Source organism: Dictyobacter formicarum (genome assembly GCF_016587435.1).
In genome coordinates, this window is the sequence record NZ_BNJJ01000030.1 from 69,081 (window position 1) to 88,329 (window position 19,249).

At 49.4% G+C, this 19,249-nt stretch carries 19 protein-coding genes; 7 read left to right on the forward strand and 12 right to left on the reverse strand.

Annotation, left to right across the window (positions count from 1 at the left end):
- The first annotated feature begins 348 nt into the window (after nucleotides 1–348).
- A complete protein-coding gene (locus JMI88_RS34420; protein ID WP_201366563.1) occupies nucleotides 349–2,088 on the forward strand; it encodes a methyl-accepting chemotaxis protein in 1,740 nt (579 codons plus the stop codon).
- A 17-nt stretch (nucleotides 2,089–2,105) separates the two neighbouring features.
- On the opposite strand, the gene JMI88_RS34425 is transcribed toward JMI88_RS34420, so the two are convergent.
- From JMI88_RS34425 to upp, 6 genes are all read right to left on the reverse strand, one after another.
- Nucleotides 2,106–2,357 (reverse strand): hypothetical protein, encoded by a 252-nt coding sequence (locus tag JMI88_RS34425; protein WP_201366564.1) that lies wholly within the window; start codon nucleotides 2,355–2,357, stop codon nucleotides 2,106–2,108.
- 140 nt (nucleotides 2,358–2,497) lie between these two features.
- The gene (locus tag JMI88_RS34430; protein ID WP_201366565.1) at nucleotides 2,498–3,316 is read right to left on the reverse strand and encodes a M55 family metallopeptidase; all 819 of its coding nucleotides are present in this window, start codon (nucleotides 3,314–3,316) and stop codon (nucleotides 2,498–2,500) included.
- Nucleotides 3,317–3,532: 216 nt separating this feature from the next.
- Nucleotides 3,533–3,931 (reverse strand): response regulator, encoded by a 399-nt coding sequence (locus tag JMI88_RS34435; protein ID WP_201366566.1) that lies wholly within the window; start codon nucleotides 3,929–3,931, stop codon nucleotides 3,533–3,535.
- Nucleotides 3,932–4,112: 181 nt separating this feature from the next.
- Nucleotides 4,113–4,526, reverse strand: a complete 414-nt coding sequence (locus JMI88_RS34440) for a response regulator (RefSeq protein WP_201366567.1) — start codon at nucleotides 4,524–4,526, stop codon at nucleotides 4,113–4,115.
- Nucleotides 4,527–4,848: 322 nt separating this feature from the next.
- Nucleotides 4,849–5,277 carry a hypothetical protein gene (locus JMI88_RS34445; protein ID WP_201366568.1) on the reverse strand — a complete coding sequence of 143 codons (429 nt, stop codon included), beginning with the start codon at nucleotides 5,275–5,277 and terminating at the stop codon, nucleotides 4,849–4,851.
- A gap of 48 nt (nucleotides 5,278–5,325) precedes the next feature.
- On the reverse strand, nucleotides 5,326–5,994 hold the full coding sequence (upp, locus tag JMI88_RS34450; protein WP_201366582.1) for a uracil phosphoribosyltransferase: 669 nt from the start codon (nucleotides 5,992–5,994) through the stop codon (nucleotides 5,326–5,328).
- A gap of 450 nt (nucleotides 5,995–6,444) precedes the next feature.
- Here upp and JMI88_RS34455 point away from each other — a divergent pair, with 450 nt between their 5' ends.
- The 5 genes from JMI88_RS34455 to murJ all read left to right on the forward strand — a co-directional run bounded on the left by JMI88_RS34455 (nucleotide 6,445) and on the right by murJ (nucleotide 10,998).
- Nucleotides 6,445–6,735 carry a DUF503 domain-containing protein gene (locus tag JMI88_RS34455; RefSeq protein WP_201366569.1) on the forward strand — a complete coding sequence of 97 codons (291 nt, stop codon included), beginning with the start codon at nucleotides 6,445–6,447 and terminating at the stop codon, nucleotides 6,733–6,735.
- Between the two features lie 4 nt (nucleotides 6,736–6,739).
- A complete protein-coding gene (locus tag JMI88_RS34460; protein WP_201366570.1) occupies nucleotides 6,740–7,534 on the forward strand; it encodes a WecB/TagA/CpsF family glycosyltransferase in 795 nt (264 codons plus the stop codon).
- Nucleotides 7,524–8,552, forward strand: a complete 1,029-nt coding sequence (locus JMI88_RS34465; protein ID WP_201366571.1) for a bifunctional heptose 7-phosphate kinase/heptose 1-phosphate adenyltransferase — start codon at nucleotides 7,524–7,526, stop codon at nucleotides 8,550–8,552. The genes JMI88_RS34460 and JMI88_RS34465 overlap by 11 nt, the downstream gene beginning before the upstream one ends.
- On the forward strand, nucleotides 8,545–9,069 hold the full coding sequence (locus JMI88_RS34470; RefSeq protein ID WP_201366572.1) for an adenylyltransferase/cytidyltransferase family protein: 525 nt from the start codon (nucleotides 8,545–8,547) through the stop codon (nucleotides 9,067–9,069). The genes JMI88_RS34465 and JMI88_RS34470 overlap by 8 nt, the downstream gene beginning before the upstream one ends.
- A gap of 78 nt (nucleotides 9,070–9,147) precedes the next feature.
- Nucleotides 9,148–10,998 carry a murein biosynthesis integral membrane protein MurJ gene (gene murJ / locus JMI88_RS34475; protein ID WP_201366573.1) on the forward strand — a complete coding sequence of 617 codons (1,851 nt, stop codon included), beginning with the start codon at nucleotides 9,148–9,150 and terminating at the stop codon, nucleotides 10,996–10,998.
- A gap of 81 nt (nucleotides 10,999–11,079) precedes the next feature.
- On the opposite strand, the gene JMI88_RS34480 is transcribed toward murJ, so the two are convergent.
- On the reverse strand, nucleotides 11,080–11,919 hold the full coding sequence (locus JMI88_RS34480) for a PIG-L family deacetylase (protein WP_201366574.1): 840 nt from the start codon (nucleotides 11,917–11,919) through the stop codon (nucleotides 11,080–11,082).
- A 712-nt stretch (nucleotides 11,920–12,631) separates the two neighbouring features.
- Between JMI88_RS34480 and phoU the strand changes: the two genes are divergently transcribed.
- On the forward strand, nucleotides 12,632–13,381 hold the full coding sequence (gene phoU / locus JMI88_RS34485) for a phosphate signaling complex protein PhoU (protein ID WP_201366575.1): 750 nt from the start codon (nucleotides 12,632–12,634) through the stop codon (nucleotides 13,379–13,381).
- Between the two features lie 79 nt (nucleotides 13,382–13,460).
- Here phoU and JMI88_RS34490 read toward each other — a convergent pair whose 3' ends face one another.
- From JMI88_RS34490 to JMI88_RS34510, 5 genes are all read right to left on the reverse strand, one after another.
- Nucleotides 13,461–14,222 (reverse strand): SGNH/GDSL hydrolase family protein, encoded by a 762-nt coding sequence (locus tag JMI88_RS34490; protein WP_201366576.1) that lies wholly within the window; start codon nucleotides 14,220–14,222, stop codon nucleotides 13,461–13,463.
- Between the two features lie 248 nt (nucleotides 14,223–14,470).
- A complete protein-coding gene (locus JMI88_RS34495) occupies nucleotides 14,471–15,916 on the reverse strand; it encodes an NADP-dependent isocitrate dehydrogenase (RefSeq protein WP_201366577.1) in 1,446 nt (481 codons plus the stop codon).
- Between the two features lie 241 nt (nucleotides 15,917–16,157).
- Nucleotides 16,158–16,733, reverse strand: coding sequence for a beta-class carbonic anhydrase (locus JMI88_RS34500; RefSeq protein WP_201366578.1), 576 nt, complete (start codon nucleotides 16,731–16,733; stop codon nucleotides 16,158–16,160).
- 168 nt (nucleotides 16,734–16,901) lie between these two features.
- Nucleotides 16,902–18,353, reverse strand: a complete 1,452-nt coding sequence (locus JMI88_RS34505; RefSeq protein ID WP_201366579.1) for a galactokinase — start codon at nucleotides 18,351–18,353, stop codon at nucleotides 16,902–16,904.
- A gap of 56 nt (nucleotides 18,354–18,409) precedes the next feature.
- Nucleotides 18,410–19,249: inositol monophosphatase (locus tag JMI88_RS34510; protein ID WP_201366580.1), on the reverse strand; the 840-nt coding region annotated here is incomplete at its 5' end.

Genomic DNA, 19,249 nt, shown 5'->3' on the forward strand with positions numbered 1-19,249 from the left:
CTGCCGTAGCCACCACGTTAGAAGTTCTAGAAAGTGTCTGAAAAACCTGCGGTTCGTGCCTCAAGCTGGAGCAAGCCTAGCACCTACGACGATTCGCACCTTCGGTGCTCAAAAGGTGTTTTATTGTGCAACACGGTCGCTGTTCGACCGTGTTGCACAATAAATAAAAAGAACTCGGGCGCGCATGCGGCCGCCCGCCAGGCGGCGCTTTGATTCCCATGATGATAGGAGTTAGGGAACGTTGGTGTAGGTCTGGCTGGAAGGGCTATTATCTTGTCGATTGGGGTACGGTATGCTATCCTGCTGAATACAATCACTCTGATCTTGAGTTTGAAAAAGGCGCAAATTATGTCAGAACGGAAAACGCAATCAAGATATCTCCCCTTACGCGTCCGTATACGATCGAGCAGTGAGCAAACCCCTCCAGGACGTGAAGAGGTTAGTGTTACGCAGGAGCATACTGTGAAGCGTGAGTTAGAACGGACCACTACCAACTCCTATACCTCTGAAAAGGAACGATATATCCATCAAACACGCGAACTGGTACGACTTTGCAGCCTATTGCGTGCCGACCTGGATCTCAGTGAAGTATTGCAGCAAATCGTTGCCTCCACCGCAGCCTGTACAGGCTTTCGGATCTTAAACATTAATCTGCTGGATCAGAGCGGCAAAATGCTATCTTCCGTAGCATCGATCGGTTTATCAGAAGAAGATGCTCGCACATTGCGCGAAACCCCTTTTTCTCGTGAAGCGTTTTCTAACGCCATGCTGCCAGAATTCCGTATCAGCCAGAGCTATTTTATCCCTCATGGACGTAATGAAGCTTTATCTGAAATGCCCACATTAGTGGTTACTGAAATGCGGAACGGAGCACATGGTCCTGGAAATTGGCATCCCGAAGATAATCTAATTATTCCTTTGTACAGTCCAAGAAAGCAGGAATTGCTAGGTTTCCTTTCTTTGGATGATCCTGAGGATGGCAAAGTGCCAACGGCAGAAGCCGTGGAAGTGGCAGAGTTATTCGCCAACCAGGCGGCGATCGCGATTGATAATGTACGCATCTTTCAGGAGCGCGAGGCCGAGCATCATGCTTTGGAGACGGCCGTATCTGCTTTGAGCGAGGAGATTCAATTACTCTCACAGGGCGATATGCGGCCGCGTATTTCATCGCAACATCCTCGCTTGCAGCCGATCGCAGATACGCTCAATTCGACGATTGATCGTATCAGTGTAATTTTACATGATATGCGCAGGGTAGCTCAGGCGGTTGATGCCCATATGCAGAATGTACAACAGAATTCTGAGATGCTGGTGCATGATACTCATATCCAGGAGGTGCAGATCGATCAGATCTCGCGCACCATCAATGATTTCGCGCAAATGATGAGCCGCATCTCTGAGCGGGCAGCCCATCTCTCAAAGACGGCGATCGATGGAGTTGATGTTACCAATGAGGCGCAGACCACTGTGGACCGCACCGTTGAAAGCATGGGGCTGGTACGCGAGGCCACCCTGCAGTCCGCGCGTATGATGAAGCAGTTAAGCGAGAGCGGCCAGGAGATCAACGAAACCGTTGCGGGCATGAATGATTTGACGATGCGCATGCACCTGCTGGCCCTCAATGCAGCGATCGAAGCGACTCGAGCCGGAGAAAATGGTCAGGGCTTTACGGTTATCGCGCAGGAGATGCGCACGCTGGCGATGAGTAGTGCTGAAATTGCGCGCACCGTGAGCACATATATTCATACCATCCAGCAAGAGACGACCAAGGCTTCGCAGAGCGTGGAGCAGGGTACCCAGGAAGTGGTCAAGCAGACAGAACTGGTAATGCAGACAGGTGTAGCGCTGGACGCGATTGGGGTAGTGACAGATCAACTAACGCATTTGATTGATGGTATTTGCACGACCGCTGAGAGCCAGTCGCAGGGTTCCCAACTGGTGGTTAACGCCATCACTGAAATTTTGCGTATGACGGGTGATGTCACCCGCCATATGCGTGAAATGCAACATTCTACGAGTCGTCTGGCTGAATTTACGAATGCGTTACGCTCACGGTTGGCGCTGATTCGCTTGCGTGATGAGCAATAAGTCTGTAGCAGGCATTACTAGCACCGGTGGCCTAGCAGACGCGCCTCTGTGTAGGCGGCCTTGGCCTCGGTTGTTCTGCCCAGTTGTTCTAGCACCTGACCTTTATGATAATACAAAACGGCTTCACGTGGTGCCAGAAAAATGGCCTGTTCATAAGCACTTAAAGCGGTTTCTGCGGCATCGGAGTTGACAGTATCAAGTCTATTGGTAGCTGAAAAAAGTGATGAATAGTTTTCGTTCATATATTGTGAGCGAGCAGGACTTTGCATGGCTGCCCTTCCTTTTTCTTTGGGCTGTTGTGGTGATTTATCCGAATTACTATTACCTATCCTAATAGGAACATTCTGTTTGAGAAGGCCTGAACTGGTTGGCCTTCTCCAATAGTCCTGTAGCGTTCTGAGGTACTGTATCAGTGTCTGTACCAGAAGTGATCCCAGGCTTCCCAAAAAGTATCAGCGGTCGCTGAAACCATGCGCGGACCCTCAATACGCACTCCCTGACGTCCAATAAAGCTGTTGGCTCTTTCTGGTGTAGCCAGCTCAACGCGGAAAGTGACCGGGCCTGAGACTTTATAGGGTTTCGGCCAGCTAGCGCTCTGGCTCAATGCCTGCGCGACACGCATCTCAATCAGGGCACAGGCATCCTGAGGTGCCAGATTTCTGGCCGTATAGCGACCCAGACCCTGTTTGACCTGAGCGGTCACAATTTCTTCTCCCAGCAGCGCCTTTACTTCGCGGCAGGTCGCTTCATCTCCAGAAGCAAAAATAGCTGGAATATCCCAGCAGCCTGCGATAGCGGCCAGGATACCGCTCTCGCCGACCAGCGTATCGTTAATCCAGGCATTGTGCCATTCCTCAGTTGAAACGGTATGGCATAGAACTCCATTTGGCGTACCCGCCATGGCATGCGCACCCACGAAAAGAATAGCATCGCAACCTTTTTCAAAGGCTTCGATATAACGGGCCCAGGGATAACCAAACACATATTCCGCCCCAGATTCCAATTGAGATGGCAGGAAGCTCTTAAAATTATAGGCTCCTCCGGCCCCATGACAATCAACCACTACCACTTCAGTTGCCCCAGCCGCCCGTGCGCCCCGTACAGCCGCGTTCATCTCACCAGTATAGAGTTTGCGACACTCTTCATAAAGGGCTGTCCCTGCGGTGACTTGCTCCCATGTCTCAATGCAAGAAATGCCTTCCATATCACAGAAAATAACGACTCGCATGCATACTCTCTTTCCAATTAGCCAGGGTAATTTATCTCTGTTTCCTTTTTACTCTTGTTCGTTACTTCTTATCATACTCCTATCAGTTCTACGGATAAAACAGGCATAGTACTTTCTAGCCTTTTATTGTTCCATTAAATAATATGTCTATTAAATAAAACGCGAGAAGGCAATATTTTCTCGCGTTTTATTTGATAAAGTTGTATCCCGAAGTTTTTATGCGCCTATTATTTGTTCAATTTCTCTTAATAGATCTTCCAGTTCGAATGGCTTTTCTATATAAGGTAAGCGCAGTTTATCCAATTCCTTTTCAGAAAAATTTGCACTCATAAACAGAACAGGTGTATTTTCCAGCCCCTCAGTTGTATGAAGCAGATTATACAATTCTAGACCATCCATACCAGGAAGCTGGTAATCCAGCAGGAACATATCGGGTTTATGTTGGCGAATCGTATTCAACGCTTTAAAGGCATCGACAACCAGAAATGCCTGATAGCGTGTCTCTTGTTGAATTGCATGAACAATGAATTCTCCAATATCTAAATCGTCTTCAACCACGAGTAGCGATTTTACAGCGACAGCTTCTTTAGCACCTGATGTTGGCTTGTCTGACATATGTTCCAACTCCTATTTCAACCAGTGGATAAATAGAGTCATATTTGGTACGAGAGTAAGGGGTATAGCGTTTCACACTATGCAAACTTCAGGTGTCTTCAGTACGAGTGATTTAAAGATACAGAAAGTGGATAAGAAAAATCTACCTTCAAAAAGCTTACAAGCCAAAATAGTGTCGAACTTAAAGGGAAGAACTGGATGTATCGGGCATCCGCACGACTTTCTCGATGGTTTTTAGCAGCTCATCCAACTCAAACGGCTTCTCTAAGAAGAGGATATTATTTTGCTTAAGATCTTCTTTTTCTGTGCTGGCACTCAGAAAAATAGTCGGCACATTTTGCAATCCCGCGCGCTGATGGAGTTGTTTGTAAAGTTCAAAACCATTAATGCCCGGTGGTAGAAAATAATCAAGTATAAAGAGCGCTGGCGTGATAGTCTGAACCACTTGTAGCGCCTCATCCGCGTTGGTCGCGAGAATCGGCGTATAGGTGGTCTCCTGTGAAATCACCAGGGAAAGAAACTCCCCATTGTTGGGATCGTCCTCAACAATCAATATTTTTTTTGGCTGGTGTATGGCTGTCGGCTTTTGTGTCATTGGTGTATTAACTCCTTGTAGCCATGAACAGTTATATTACCAGTATGGTTGTGTTCATTATACAAAATATATACTGGCCCTTATCAAGCAGACGTTCTACAGCGAGCAATGGTGTAATTATTATACTACTCTTCACGCACAGCTGGTGGTAGATTTTGATAATAGGGGATAGTCAGCTCTCACCACAGCCATCTGTATAAGCCTGAGAGTTTGCTGTCTTCTCAAGCTTATACAGAAATATATGTAATCAGCAGGCCAGACTTACTGGTTCTGGTTAGTCTGAACATCCAGGGAGAAGATATCATAAAAAAGCATAGCACATTTAACGTCGGCGTTTCCGTCTCCTCAACTGAGGCTCTTCATATTCACGATAGAGGCGTTTACCTATCTTCCAACCAAAGTAGCCACAAATAATAACGGCCACCAGAGCAACCACAAACATCACAATGCGAATCGTGGTACTCAGACTACTATGAAGGACGCTTGCTAACGGATCAGCATAGAAACGACCGAAGAGGGCCACGCTCAAACTAAGCAACATTCCAACCATGGTACCTAGGCAACAGCCAAGGGGACCACCATTGGTTTCTCCCTGAGCTTCTGGTGGCAATTGTGAAAGCGAAGAAGAAGGAGAAGCAGGAGATGTCGTTGTATGTGATTCTGCGACTTCTTGAGAAGGCAGCCCTTCTTCTGGTGAATGAGGCTCGCGAGCAGAATCTTCTGATGAAAACGAGTCGGATGGCGTAGACACAGAAGTTAATCCTTTACATCTGTCAAAACGGCTGCTAGAACAGCCGGGCTAGAATGTCCCAAACTGGCGATCTCCGGCATCCCCGAGCCCTGGAACAATATAGCCCAAATCATTGAGCGATTCATCGAGTGCCGCGACATAAATATCTATATCGGGATGGGCCTGAGCCAACCTCAGTAGTCCATAAGGAGCGGCAATAATACCTAGATATGAGAGGCGTGGAATACCACGACGTTTAAGGATATTAATAGCATCGATGGCTGAGCCACCCGTGGCTAGCATCGGATCTACAGCATACACAACCTGTAAATCTACCTGATGTGGCAGGCGATTATAGTATTCCATTGCCTGCAATGTTTCCTCATCGCGGCGTAAACCCAGGTGCCAGACTTGAACATCCGGGATAACCTGGCGAAACCCTTCAGCCAATCCGAGCCCAGCCCTTAGAATGGGCGTCACCCCGATACCACCGGCCAATCGATAGCCAGTTGTTGACTGTAAAGGCGTCTCGATATCGCTATTTTCTAATGCCAACTTTTCGGTTGCCTCATAAGCCAGCAGCGCCCCAATCTCCTTCACTAACTGATAAAACTGAGGAGGCGGCGTATTTTTATTGCGTAACAGGGTCATCTTATGTGCCATCACAGGATGGGATGAAATATGCACCCGAGGAAGCTCCAAAACCTCTTCTCGCACTGGCTGCGACACTCCCTGCATCGGCAATTTCGACTTCCCCCCTTGTGGACTAGTTCCTAGCATGTTTCTATCCTCATTATAAATCGTATAAACTTTACTGAGAATTGTATCAGAGTTGAGCAGAGGCGTCGAGTCTGCCGTTTTGTATCTCCAATTTCTTGCATACCCCCAAAAGAAGTAGATTATTCTTGTTCCCTCCACCTCCCGCCGCATGATCTTTTACAAATAAAGCTGGTATAAGGCGCGAGGTGCAGGAGGGCCGGCGAGGCCCTCCTGCCGGGGTTCGGGGTGTCCCCGACCACTCCTCCCCCTCCGCCCGCCGAAGGCGGGAATGCAAGAGGTATTTTTATACCGTATTAAAAAGTAAAAGATCATCAGGCGGGGGAGCCTCGGAAGAGCGCGCATGGCGCCCCAATAGTCCATAGGTCAAGTATAAGGGAAAGGCAGCCCTGCATATGCTATACTACACGCATGGTTATAGCTGCAGCTGAAATAACTTTACATTTGCCGGAATGCCATTCATTAAAAGATAAACGGCAAATCATAAAATCTATCATGGCCCGCGTGCGCAATCAGTTCGACGTTTCAATTGCTGAGGTTGGAGACAATGATCTCTGGCAGATCTCCAAAATCGGGCTGAGCCACGTTAGTAACAGTAGTCAGCTCGCTGACGAAGTACTACTCCATATCAGGCGCTATATAGAAGAAACGCGCCCCGATATTGTGATTTCTGCTTTTGAAAAAGAAATAATTCATTGGTAAATCTATGGTACAAATGCTCAATACTTTACCGTCTGATGTACCACCACCCGTTTATATATTGGGGGTGCGTGTAGATCGCCTCACCCAACGCCAGGTACTTGCTTGCCTGGAGCAGATACTCTCTTCAGCCCATGCCAGCCCGACGCCGCCCTCTTGTCAGCAGATCATTACGGTAAATCCTGAGTTTGTGATGGCCGCCCAGCAGAATACGCTATTTCGCACGTGTATTAATCAAGCGGCCCTGGTCATGGCGGATGGTATTGGTATTGTGTTAGCGTCTCGTTTTTTGCGCCAACCAACGCCGGAACGGGTCACAGGCGTTGATACCTTGCTTGAACTGGCAAAGTTATGCGCCAGGCAGGGACACCGTATGTTTTTATTGGGGGCGGCCCCTGGTGTGGCCGAGATCGCCGGGGCGCGCCTGCAGGACCTGATTCCTGATTTACAGATAGCTGGTACTTATGCAGGCTCACCAGCTATAGAAGAGGAGCAAGAGATCCTCGAGCGTATCCGTGCTGCGCGGGCCGATGTGTTGTGTGTAGCTTATGGCGCACCTGCCCAGGATCTCTGGATACATCGTAATCTCAGCCAATTGCCCGTAGCGCTGGCGATGGGCGTTGGTGGCTCCTTTGATTTTTTAGCGGGCAGACAACACCGAGCTCCCCTCTGGATGCGTAAGAGTGGACTCGAATGGCTGTATCGCTTATATCGCGAGCCCTGGCGCTGGCGACGAATGTTAGCATTACCTCAATTTGTATTACACGTGGTATTGAAAGGGCGTAATTCCCATGACGCTTGATACACCTGCTTCTCTCCCCTCAACCACCGCACTGCACTCGCTGATTCGCTCCTTCGCGGGCAAGCGCGTGCTGGTAATCGGAGATATGGTATCTGATGAATATATAATCGGACGCCCCACGCGTATTTCGCGCGAGGCTCCTGTTCTCATATTAGACCTGACTGAAGAGCGTACGGTTCCAGGGGGAGCCTGTAATGTAGCGGTTAATGCGCGCTCACTAGGCTCTGACACATTGCTGGCTGGTGTTGTAGGCGACGACATCGCAGGCCGCAAATTGCGGGAAGCTATTGCCACCTGGCACATGAATCAGGATGGAGTGATCTCTGACAGGGATCGTCCAACCTCAACCAAGACGCGCATCCTGGCCGGTAGTCCGCAGATCGTGCAGCAACATATTGTGCGTATCGATCGGGTGGATACCTCTGATATCAGCGCGTCGAATAAGAGTCAGATTATCGATTATGTCGAACGTATTCTACCCACCATCGATGCGGTGGTTCTGTCCGATTATGCAAACGGCATGATCAGTCCTGAGATCATTGAAACCTGCGTTCCTACAGCCAGGGAGCTGAATAAAGTGGTGGTAGTGGATTCTCACGGGTCGTTCTCCCGTTTCCAGGGCGTGACCGCATTGACGCCAAATCAGCCCGAGGCTGAAGCTGAGCTGGGCATAACCATTCGTACTCAAGCAGAATTAAATGAGGTCGGGCGACGTTTATTAGAAAGAAGCAATGCGCAGGGCGTATTGATTACCCGTGGTAGCGAGGGCATAAGCCTGTTTGAGGTAAATAAAGCGCCTCTGCATTTGCCCGTCTATCCACATTCTTTCGATAGCGAAATTGTAGATACCAATGGCGCAGGCGACACGGTCGCCGCTACTTTCACCCTGGCCCTGACTGCCGGTGCCAGCATGGCGGAAGCGGCCTACCTGGCGAATGCCGCGGCCTCACTGGTCGTACGCCGCATGGGCTGTGCCAGCAATACACCTGAAGAATTAATAGGAATCCTACATGAGTAAGACTATACAAGAGTTGACACAAAAAAAGATCCTGACACGCACAGCATTGGCCGCGGAAGTCAATCGGCGTCAGCAGACTGGTGAGCGCTGCGTCTTTACCAACGGCTGTTTTGATCTCTTACACCTGGGCCACATCCGCTATCTCCAGGAAGCGCGTGCGCTGGGTGATTTTTTAGTACTGGGATTGAACAGCGACGAGAGCGTACACCGTTTCAAGAGTCCCACCCGCCCCTTAGTTCCTGAAGATGAGCGAGCAGAAATTATGGCGGCACTGTCTTGTATCGATTATGTGACGATTTTTCCTGAAACCACCGCAGGAGCACTGATCGATCTATTGCAGCCAGAAATCTATGTCAAAGGTGCTGATTACGTCAGAGCGCAGGATGGTCAACCAGATACAGCACGCCTTCCCGAGGCAAAGCATGTCATGGCATATAACGGCGAGATGCGTTTTATTACTTACTTGCCACATCATTCAACTACAGAGTTAATCACGAAAATTAAGCGTTTGCCATAAGGTGTAGTTGGGGTGGTTACTTTGCTTATTTGTGAAGCTCCATTATTTTTGTTTATTGATCTATGAGGAGCAATTTTTATGGCAAAAGATTCTATTGATAAAGAAATATTTTCGTCTCAAAATGATCAAAATGATGTTCCGGTGGAAGCGGTGCCAACGGTTCTTGGTGGTGGGAATGTAGATTCTGAGACAGCAATGGAGGTGATTGATTCTACGTCAGCCGCCATAAAGGAAGACGAAGTGGCAGCTGTTCCCGCGCCCGAAAACGCAGTAGCTGAGGAGCAAGCAGTAGCTCCTCCTTCAACCGAGACGGGTATCAAGAGTGACCGAAAAGAACTGGTAAAATCGGCCTCGCTGGTCGCGCTTGGCAATCTGGGGAGCAGCGTCCTGGGCATGCTGCGGCAGAGTTTCATCGCATATACTGGTTCCGGCATTTCTGGACCATTTTTTGCTTCACTCTCGCCAGCGCAAAAGTTCAATGATTTTATCGTTAATGGATCTGTGCCAGGGGCGCTCATTCCTACCTTCAATGATTATGCTGAGAATCGAGAAGCACTGCGCCGGCTGGTTTTTACTATTGTGAATTTGGTGCTGGTCATCATGGCCATCTCATCGGTAGGCTATTTTTTTCTTGCTCCCTGGTTTACCAATACCATTCTGGCGGCTGGTTTTCCACCCCAACAAAAATTGTTGACGTTGAACTTTACGCGTATTGTCTTTTTCTCACTGCTGGCGCTAGGACCATTTGCGGTGCTACAGGCGGCGCTGTATGCTCAAAAGGAGTTTGGTTGGACCGCCTTTGCTGCAGCGGCCTATCACGCTGGTATTATCGTCGGCGCTATTTTTACAGGTGTAATCGGCAAACAGTTCTTTGGCCTTGGGCAGTATGGTCTGGCCTTCGGCGTTATTCTAGGTACGGTGGGCGAAATCGTCCTCTTGATTCCTGGCATGCGCAACCAGCATATGCGTTATATGTTTGTGTTGGATCTCAAGCATCCTGCACTACGGCGTATTTTAAAACTCTATGGGCCAGTGGCCTTTAGTTTTCTTTTCTCTGCCTGCGTGGCATTCCTGGATCAATTCTTAACTACCAAAACACCCTGTATTGATGCGATGCAGCAGCTGAAGAACTGTGGAGATGCCAATCTCTCCGCTATGGGTTTTGCTACCCTTTTAATTCAGTTCCCGGGTGGATTAGTTGCCTCCGCGCTCTCTTTTGCCGTGCTGCCTACTCTGACGACTTATATGCGTGAAGGCGACATCGAGCGTTTCAAAAGCACCTTGCTGCTTGGTTTCCGCCTGGGGCTACTCTTAATGGTTCCAGCGGCGGCAGGCTTGATCATTTTAAAGCTGCCCATTGTAACCATGCTCTTCCAACATGGAAAGTTCTCACCTGCCCAGTCTATTGTGACCTCGCTGGCCCTGCAGAATTTTTCCTATCAATTGCCCTTCATCGCTATCGATCAACTACTCATCGCAGCATTTTATGCGCGCAAAAACACTATTATTCCGGTGGCGGTACTGGTGCTGAGTGTCTTTGGCTATCTTGCCGTGGCCCTGCCCTTCTGGCATTCGATTGGTGTACCCGCGATGGCCTTTGCCAACACCGTTCAGAACACCCTGCACCCCCTAATTCTGCTACTGATTCTCTGGAAAACGATTGGCTCATTGCACTTGCGGGGTGTGTTGCCTGCCTTGCTCAAAATTCTGTTAGCTACGGCGGGCATGGTCGCAGTCGCCTGGGGACTCCAACTGATACTGGCGCATATCCATCTTTTCTCACTCTCTACCTTCGTTGGTAGCGTTCTGACAGTTATTGTTGCCGGTGGTATTGCTGCTGCTGTCTACTTTGTGCTGGTAATTGCCTTCAAAGTAGAAGAGGTCTCGATGCTCAAGGGAGCCGTTCTGGCAAAACTGGGCAAAAAATAAACTGGCATATATATAAAAACCTCTCCAATTGGAGAGGTTTTTATATATATGCTGAGCAATGTATACTCATCTATATGAGCGTCATGGGACATGGGCAAATAAATCATTATCGCCGACAATATCATTTCCCACCCGCGAAGTTGCCAGTTGAAAATATTCGCTGCTGCGCCACTTACGCTGTAGCTCGCGTGGGAGCCGAATGATTGGGAGCACAGAATCTACCTCACTGCGATGCATATCCCAGGATTTTTTCTTCTCATGTTGCCAGTTTTCGACATCCAGCAATACACTGATCTGATTGTCATCGAAGCCCGAGTGCTCCAGATCCAAATTTTTGAACACGTTATCAAATGCCTGATCCTGAATCCATTCGGACATCATTAATACCTGGCGGCGCGAATACGACGTATAGTACAGTTTGCAGGCGGAATAGCCGGGCCCCATTTCGGGATACAGGTCATTATCTGCCGCGGCATGGAAGGCTCCAATGGTGTACTTATAGATGGCGATATGATCCGGGTGGCCATAGCCGCCAGATTCATCAAACGTGACGATTACCTGTGGACGAAACTCACGGATAATCCCAACTATCTTGCCAATTACTTCGGCTGCATTGGCATTAATCAGCGCCTGGGGATGCTGATTGGCGGGGGTATCTGGCATACCCGAGTCGCGGTACCCCAGAAACCACAAATGTTGTACATTGAGTACCTCGGCGGCAGCTCGCATTTCTTCCTCGCGAATTTCACCAAGATTGTTTGGTGCAGCCAGGATAGGATCGGAAGATTCTCCGACTTCCCCGCGCGTGGCGTAGACAAGGCCAGTTTCAACACCAAGTTCCTGATATTTCAGCAAAGCGCCGCTGATAAGTCCCTCGTCATCGGGATGGGCAAAAACGCCAAGTAGTCTTTTCGTTGACATGGTTTTTGTTCCTTCTTCTACTGCCTGCCTTGTGGATGGAACCTTTCTGCTAATGTAGCATGTGTTAAGAATGACTGTCAATTCTGTTGATTTCCTGGTGCCTGATTGTTGCATATTATCGGGCGTTAGTGTATGGTGTAAATGGCATATAAGCGGGGTGTGTGACGATATTATGGAGAAGGTGGAGCAGTATGTATGATGCGCATCGTAAGTATACTTTAGAAGAATACTGACCACTGATTGAAGCTCATCTCGACCGTAAGTATGAGTATGTTGTAAAGAATACTTTTTCAAATTACAGCTCTTGTATAGTATGCTATGAAAATAGCTTGCCCTTTATGTAGCTTCGTAGGTGCTTCTATGCTCTTTCTACAAACTACTGTATTTTTGTAAAATCCTATCCCTAAAGAATAGAACAAGTATTTAGACTATGACTCTATCTTTCCTGTGTCAAATATGTTACACTATGTTTAGTGTGTGAAGTTATGCGCAGATTGCAGTAAATCATGCATTTATAGCTACTTTTGATGTGAAAAACAAGTTTGTGCTTTGTTTTAAAGCTTTTTACATTAGAGATGAGAATTGACGGGGCACATCTTGAGAAGCCAACATGTCTCCCGTTATTTGATCTGTGGGGTCGTAGCTGGCTGTGAGTAGTGACGTCTTCAAATGCTTTTATAGAGCATGGCTAATAAGAATTGAGGAGAGTTGAATGGCAAGATCAACATTAGATAGAGAACTACAAGAGTTGGACTCTCAGATTCAACATCTAGGTGCTCTCGTAGATGAGGCATTAGATAAATCTTTGCAGGCCCTCTCTACGGGAGATCTCGCGCAGGCTGGTATGGTTATCGAAGCTGATTCAACAATTGATAGCGTACGTAAGACTGTGGAAGAACATGCTATTCGCCTGTTAACAATGCAGCAACCATTAGGTGGTCGTGACCTGCGCTATCTGACATCGGCTCTGGCAATTGCTGGTGACCTGGAGCGTACAGGTGATGGGGCCGCTGGTATTGCGCAAATCCTTTTGCGCATGGCACCACTACGTAGTGGGCAAGGGGTTGTCAGTAGTGCTACCGTTGGCGATACTCAAGTTTCTGAGGCTTCGGCTTTACGCGGCATCCTTGAACTGGGACGTGAGGCGCGTCGTGTCTTACAGGGGACCATGAAGGCTTTTGCCGAGCGGGATGTGAAGGCGGCACGCTACATCTGGGAAGAGGATGATGTGGTGGATGTGCGCTATCACCTGGTGCGCCATGATTTGATGGCTATGATGGCTGGTGCCCATGCCATTCCTACACTGCAGAATGACTCCAAAGCTTTACAGCGCGTTACCTATTTGTTGTGGATCGCGCACAAGTTGGAGCGCGTTGCTGACCACTGTACCAATGTCTGTGAGCGCCTGGTCTTTACCGTTGAAGGCGAAAGCGAAATTATTGCCTCTTCGGAGAAACAATAAACCTTCGCTGCTCAAAATTGTATAGTATGGGGTGCAGAAATATGCGTTCATCGCATGTTCTGCACCCCATACTATACATTCAGGATTTGATGGCCTGCCAGAAGAGGTTTGAGAGTTCTACATAGCCAGCGGCGCTGGGATGGAAGCCATCACTACTGATATATTCAGGATGCGAGGTGAGCAGGCTATTTTCCGCAGTAAGATCGACTATCGTGACCCCATATTTATGAGCCAGGCTGGCGATATGGGCATTCCAATGTTGAATCTCAGTTAGCATATGCGTCTTCTGGTCAACGCCGTCGTGCTCAAAAGCAGGTAGGCGTGTTAGGTCAGGCAAATTGGCCATCACCATGCGGGCCTGCGTCTGAGACTGCAATTGCTTGAGCATAGAATCAAGGTCATGCATGTAATTATTATAGGAGACCCCGGCAATAAAGTCATTGGTGACCAGCCAGATCGTAATCAGCTGTGGATCGGTATTCAGCGCCAGAGGAAGCTCTTTGTCCAGAGCTTCGTGCAGGTGGATGCCGCTGACACCGAGGTTAATCATATGTGATCCCTGCGGTAGATGGTCGGAAATCAAAGGAACATAGCCCTGAGCGCCGGGTTGCTGGCTTCCAACTCCAACTGCATCTGAAGCCCCAAGCGCTACATACACCAGTGGTCCATTGGAAAGCTTTGTACTGGCAACCGGTGTAGCTGTTTGAACAGCCGCTGGCCTAGTGGTGTTGGATGGTGTGCTAGAACCACCGGTACTGCCACAGGCACTCAAAAATAGCATAAGTGCGCAAACCAGGATGAACAAGAATCTGGTCGGCTTTTTATAAGAATACGTCTGCATATGGGCATTCACTTTTTTATAACAACGACTAATTGTACGGCAGCAACGTCTTCATTGTAACATACGTTAGTATATTACAAAATGATACACAAAGGTCTTTTTGAATTGAGCGCCTCTGGCGCTCAAAAAATTATATAAAAATATATTGGGTGGTGCCAGAAATGCGTATAACGTATTTCTGGCACCACCCAATATAAAAACGAGTGGGGGCGCGTCTGCACCCCAGGCTAGCGAGTCATCTTGTTAATTTAGGCGCCAGAGACTGACGAGTAGCCAGGTTGCCCATCAAAGTTATAGAGGTTCTCGATTTTGATGAAATCCAGACCACTTTCGCTGATACGTTGGAGCAGCGAGGTAATCTGGGCATGGTTGATGGTACCATCGCTGAGGAAGCGGCTACGCCAGTGGTCGGTCGTGAACGTCTCGGGGAGACCATTGGGCCAGACGCGTGCTCCACGATTGGTAATCAGCTTTAATTCGAGACCATCGCCATTGGCCTTTTGCAAGAGGCTGGCCAGCTTCTCAGTATCATGCTCTGACCAATCCAGGAAGACATCGACGCCAACCAGTTCTTTCTTACTCGTGACGCGCTGGCGCTCGATCTGTTCCCTGGTTTCCTGCTTAGGTGCAGAAACATAGTGTACCGCTTTAAGGGTCTGGGGCTCCTGTCCCAGGCGTGCAATAACGGCCTCGGCAAATTCTCTGGTGCCAACTTTTTGCTTGCTAACACCCTCTTCAAAGATATCGTAGGTATGGATGCCATCCTCCATCGTGCGTAGCCAGGCGTTATGCACACGGGTCGCAATTTCAGGTTGATCGATATGGACCAGCATCATAACAGCGGCCAGCAGCAGGCCAGAAGGATTGGCCAGATTCTGACCGGCGCGGCGCGGGGCTGAACCGTGGATGGCTTCAAACATCGCGCACTGTTCACCAATGTTGGCAGAGCCGGCGAGTCCGACCGAACCAGCGATTTGTGCCGCCACATCTGACAGGATATCGCCATACAGATTTGGCATCACAACCACATCAAAGGCCTCAGGAGTATCGGCCAGTTTAGCGGAACCGATGTCGACGATCCAGCTCTCATTTTCGATGTCAGGATACTCTTTGGCAATCTCATCAAAGACCTTGTGGAAGAGGCCATCAGTAACCTTCATGATATTGTCTTTCATAAAGCAGGTTACTTTTTTGCGATTATTGGCGCGCGCATACTCAAAGGCATAGCGAATGATTTTCTCAGAGCCAGGACGGCTGATCAGCTTGAGCGATTCCATCATATCGTTCGTCTGGCGATACTCGATACCAGTATAGGTGTCCTCTTCATTTTCACGAATGATCACCACATCCATGACAGGATGTTTGGTATCGACAAAAGGATGATAAGAGACGCAGGGGCGTACATTGGCATAGAGGCCAAAGGTAGTACGTGTCGTCACGTTCAGGCTCTTATAGCCGCCTCCCTGTGGAGTAGTGATAGGAGCTTTGAGGAAAACCTTGGTGCGACGCAGCGATTCCCAGGCACCAGGCTCAATGCCGGCGCTAATGCCACGCAGATAGACCTTCTCGCCAACCTCAATTGTCTCTGGCTCAATCTGGGCGCCTGCGGCCTCTATAATATGGAGCGTTGCATCCATAATCTCTGGCCCGATACCATCACCGTAGGCCACTGTAATTGGTGTCTTATTTGCCATTTCGTTTAGGAGTCCTTTCTCCGCCTTGCCGCTCCTCTATTATGTAAAGGAGTCGGAGTGTAAGATTTGGAACATAATAAAGAGCACGTACTGCCCCCATGTGACTATAGTAGTACGTGGCTCCTGAAAATAACCCCGGGTAATCATGGCACAAGGTGTCAGTGATTACCCGCATTGTATCACATGCGAAATTTACGCTGTTGCCTTGTTTCCATCGTCGACAACGGTTAATTTGCCGGATTTATGCTGTTGCCTTGTTTCCATCGTCGACAACGGTTAATTTGCCAGTATTGATATCGATAACCAGTCCATAAACTGGAATTTTGGGCAAGAAGGGACTTTGTCGAATGACCTCAACCACTTCTTGTACATTGAGGTGTACGTCTTTAAAAGCACCGATCCAATCAACCAGTCCATTGACATCTTTAAGATCATATTGTTGAATCAGCTTTTGTGGATCGACTCCCAGAGCTTGCATGGTAGAGGTCAGGGTCGTTGGATCGACTTTAGAGAGGCCGCATTCGTTATGTCCAACCACGATAACCTGGCGTACTCCCAGCAGGTAGATACCGCCGGCCAGAGAACGGATTAAATCGTTATCCGCCGTAGCGCGTTCGGGCGATGAAATAGTGGCGCCAGCGGTACGCAGTTCAAGGACATCGCCGCGCTCTAAACCAAGGGCGGGCTCAAACATATTGACCAGACGACAATCCATACACGTAACAACCGCTGTATGCTTACGTGGAGCATGTCCGACATGGGGAAGCGATGTATGCTGAAGGAAGCGTTCATTGTGCGTTAGAATATCTTGAAGCATCGAAGTCACTTTCCTTATCCATCTTTATTGAAAAAAACTTGCACTGCAATAGTTGACGGCCTCAGTTTAACATGTGCGCCAACAGTAATACAAGTGAATTATTTTATTAAAAAGTGGCCGGCATTCTCTTTTCAGGATAGACTGTTTTAGAACCTCTGCGGGAGCCGGTTAGCTATAGCGCAGTTCTCCAGTACCCCAGGCATAGGCACCCGGTGAGGAGCCGCGCAGGATGGTGGTTTTTAAGCCTGTTTCATGCTCATAGCGCGTGGCCAGTGCCTGGATTTGTGCTTCTGCATGGGTGCGGGCGAGGATGGCGACAGTTCCACCACTGCCCCCACCAGTGATTTTTGCTCCGTAAAGCCGAGCCGCTGTCCCGGCCTCACGCACCAGTTCAACCAGGCGATCGGTACCAGCCGAACCCAGTCCACAGGCGCTATAGCTGATATGGGATTGATACATCAGCTCACCGAGCAAGCTTAACTGCTCATCGCTATCGGACATGTCTTGTAAGAGGGCGCGAAAGAGCCGTACCCGGTGATGTTCATAGATGGGGTGGGCCGTTGGTTGGCGTACCGCATAGATGCGATCAGGATCGATACGCGTGATAGAATCCGTGGTGCCTCCGTAGCGAGCCAGAAAGTCTGCTCCCTGAATGGTCAACGGGATTTGATCGCGATAACGGCTTTCCCAGAGCGAAGGTGTAATATTGGCCAGATAGCCCTGCCAGTCAGGATCATCGATCACAAGTGTTGTGTCAGCGTGCGAAGTAATCGCGTAGCCACGCAGATCGGCGATCATCCGATAGCCCATAAAAGCGCCGACCCGTACCGAGCCATAATCTGCACCTACAACGGCGTGTCGCACCCCTGAATCAATGCCCCAGATCTCTACATCCGCTGGCAACGGCACTGATCCCTGCAGCTCCGCTGGCTGGCAGAGCAAGGCCAGCAAACTGTTGTCCTCGCCGCAGGCTGAGGTCATCTGATCCATCACGCCACAGGGAGCACCCACAATCAGATTCTCAACCTTCTGGCATAAAATGGCCATCTCTCGCCCGCTGAGCTGTAACTGATAATACGCATTGAGTGCTTGCATAACAGCAACCTCTAAGGCAGCTGATGAACTGACCCCCTTGCCAATGGGCACCTCGCAGTGGATCATGATACGCAGTCCACTGGTCAGGCTTAGCTGGCGTTCTCGCTGCAAAATTACCACTACGCCAATGACATAGGCGGCCCACGAGGTAGCTGAATCGCTGGTGAGCAGGCGCCGGGCTTCATCGTAACTGAGAGGTTGATCTGTGGCTTGCAAATTGTTGAGAGGCATACTGACAATAGACTGGCCTGAAATTTCACTTGCCGCTGTACTACAGACCGTAATGGTTGGATCGTTGGTAGGCTGGATAACAGCCAGTGTCGCCACCGCCAGTGGCATCTCCAGCACCAGCGAGCCCGAGTAGTCAGCGATCCCTCCCATTAGATCCAGGCGGCCAGGGGCACGCGCAACCAATAACGATCTATCTGGCGCAAAGAAATCTGTCGCCTGGGTATTGAGATGCGTCAGCAAGCGCTCTATATCTGTAGCTGGCTGGCCCGGTTGGTGGTGGTGATAGTGCCACATAGGGGAGATGACTCCTTTCATTGCCCATCTGTTTCATGCATGTGGAATGAATATAGCTATGCATCTAGCGTGAAGTGTTGCGTCAGCAATGTTTTCAGTGTGGGCGCTATTTGCTCGTGAATAGCGCTATTAGCATAACCGATCCAGGACATATTTGTCGAGACATTCAGGGGAGCGGTAAGCTGTTCGCCATGTTCGTCGGTGACAATGATACCCAGCTTGCGCGCAATCAATTCGGTACATAAATCATAGGGATGGCAGCAGAGGCCGGACGCCTGGCCGCGTGCAGTCAGGAGTGGCTCAGCCAGCGGACGTAGATCCGCCACCCAGCGATCATGGCCCATCATCAATTCATAGAGCTGTCCACCGCTACAAATATACTGATCTTCAAAGGCCTGCACCTTACCAGCCTCAGCGGGTCCTAATGTGCGGCGGATCAATTCATCATCGATGGCGGCCAGTTCTGTGCGTACACCGGGAAAGAAGCGTGAGATATTGCCATAGCCCTGAGCAATGGTCCGGGCCTGCGATGGTTGCGGACGTAAAGGTGTACTCTCACCGGTGAGGCGGTTATAGCGCTCACCCTGAGCGGGCTGATCAGCGATGGCCCACAGGCTATCACTTAGATGCTGCTTTACCAACGGAATCTCTGTCTGTACTGCCAGTTCTATATCTGAAAGATTGGTGGCCGGGCCCCGATTGGGAGCCACACCGGTCAAAATCCACGCGGCACGCTTCTGATACATCAGACCACGCGTACCATCGATGGGGTCAATAATGATCACCAATTCGGCCTGCGCAGGATTAGTCTCGGGCGGGAACACCATTAGTCCGTCTTCTCCCAGTCCCTCGGCCACCAGCACAAAGGACCAGCGATTGCTCAGTTGCTCAAAATG

What these genes read in the sequence shown, in the direction of transcription:
- JMI88_RS34420 (WP_201366563.1), top strand. Translation starts at nt 349, where the DNA reads ATGTCAGAACGGAAAACGCAATCAAGATATCTCCCCTTACGCGTCCGT.
- JMI88_RS34425 (WP_201366564.1), bottom strand. Translation starts at nt 2,357, where the DNA reads ATGCAAAGTCCTGCTCGCTCACAATATATGAACGAAAACTATTCATCA.
- JMI88_RS34430 (WP_201366565.1), bottom strand. Translation starts at nt 3,316, where the DNA reads ATGCGAGTCGTTATTTTCTGTGATATGGAAGGCATTTCTTGCATTGAG.
- JMI88_RS34435 (WP_201366566.1), bottom strand. Translation starts at nt 3,931, where the DNA reads ATGTCAGACAAGCCAACATCAGGTGCTAAAGAAGCTGTCGCTGTAAAA.
- JMI88_RS34440 (WP_201366567.1), bottom strand. Translation starts at nt 4,526, where the DNA reads ATGACACAAAAGCCGACAGCCATACACCAGCCAAAAAAAATATTGATT.
- upp (WP_201366582.1), bottom strand. Translation starts at nt 5,994, where the DNA reads ATGCAGGGAGTGTCGCAGCCAGTGCGAGAAGAGGTTTTGGAGCTTCCT.
- JMI88_RS34455 (WP_201366569.1), top strand. Translation starts at nt 6,445, where the DNA reads ATGGTTATAGCTGCAGCTGAAATAACTTTACATTTGCCGGAATGCCAT.
- JMI88_RS34460 (WP_201366570.1), top strand. Translation starts at nt 6,740, where the DNA reads ATGGTACAAATGCTCAATACTTTACCGTCTGATGTACCACCACCCGTT.
- JMI88_RS34465 (WP_201366571.1), top strand. Translation starts at nt 7,524, where the DNA reads ATGACGCTTGATACACCTGCTTCTCTCCCCTCAACCACCGCACTGCAC.
- JMI88_RS34470 (WP_201366572.1), top strand. Translation starts at nt 8,545, where the DNA reads ATGAGTAAGACTATACAAGAGTTGACACAAAAAAAGATCCTGACACGC.
- murJ (WP_201366573.1), top strand. Translation starts at nt 9,148, where the DNA reads ATGGCAAAAGATTCTATTGATAAAGAAATATTTTCGTCTCAAAATGAT.
- JMI88_RS34480 (WP_201366574.1), bottom strand. Translation starts at nt 11,919, where the DNA reads ATGTCAACGAAAAGACTACTTGGCGTTTTTGCCCATCCCGATGACGAG.
- phoU (WP_201366575.1), top strand. Translation starts at nt 12,632, where the DNA reads ATGGCAAGATCAACATTAGATAGAGAACTACAAGAGTTGGACTCTCAG.
- JMI88_RS34490 (WP_201366576.1), bottom strand. Translation starts at nt 14,222, where the DNA reads ATGCAGACGTATTCTTATAAAAAGCCGACCAGATTCTTGTTCATCCTG.
- JMI88_RS34495 (WP_201366577.1), bottom strand. Translation starts at nt 15,916, where the DNA reads ATGGCAAATAAGACACCAATTACAGTGGCCTACGGTGATGGTATCGGG.
- JMI88_RS34500 (WP_201366578.1), bottom strand. Translation starts at nt 16,733, where the DNA reads ATGCTTCAAGATATTCTAACGCACAATGAACGCTTCCTTCAGCATACA.
- JMI88_RS34505 (WP_201366579.1), bottom strand. Translation starts at nt 18,353, where the DNA reads ATGTGGCACTATCACCACCACCAACCGGGCCAGCCAGCTACAGATATA.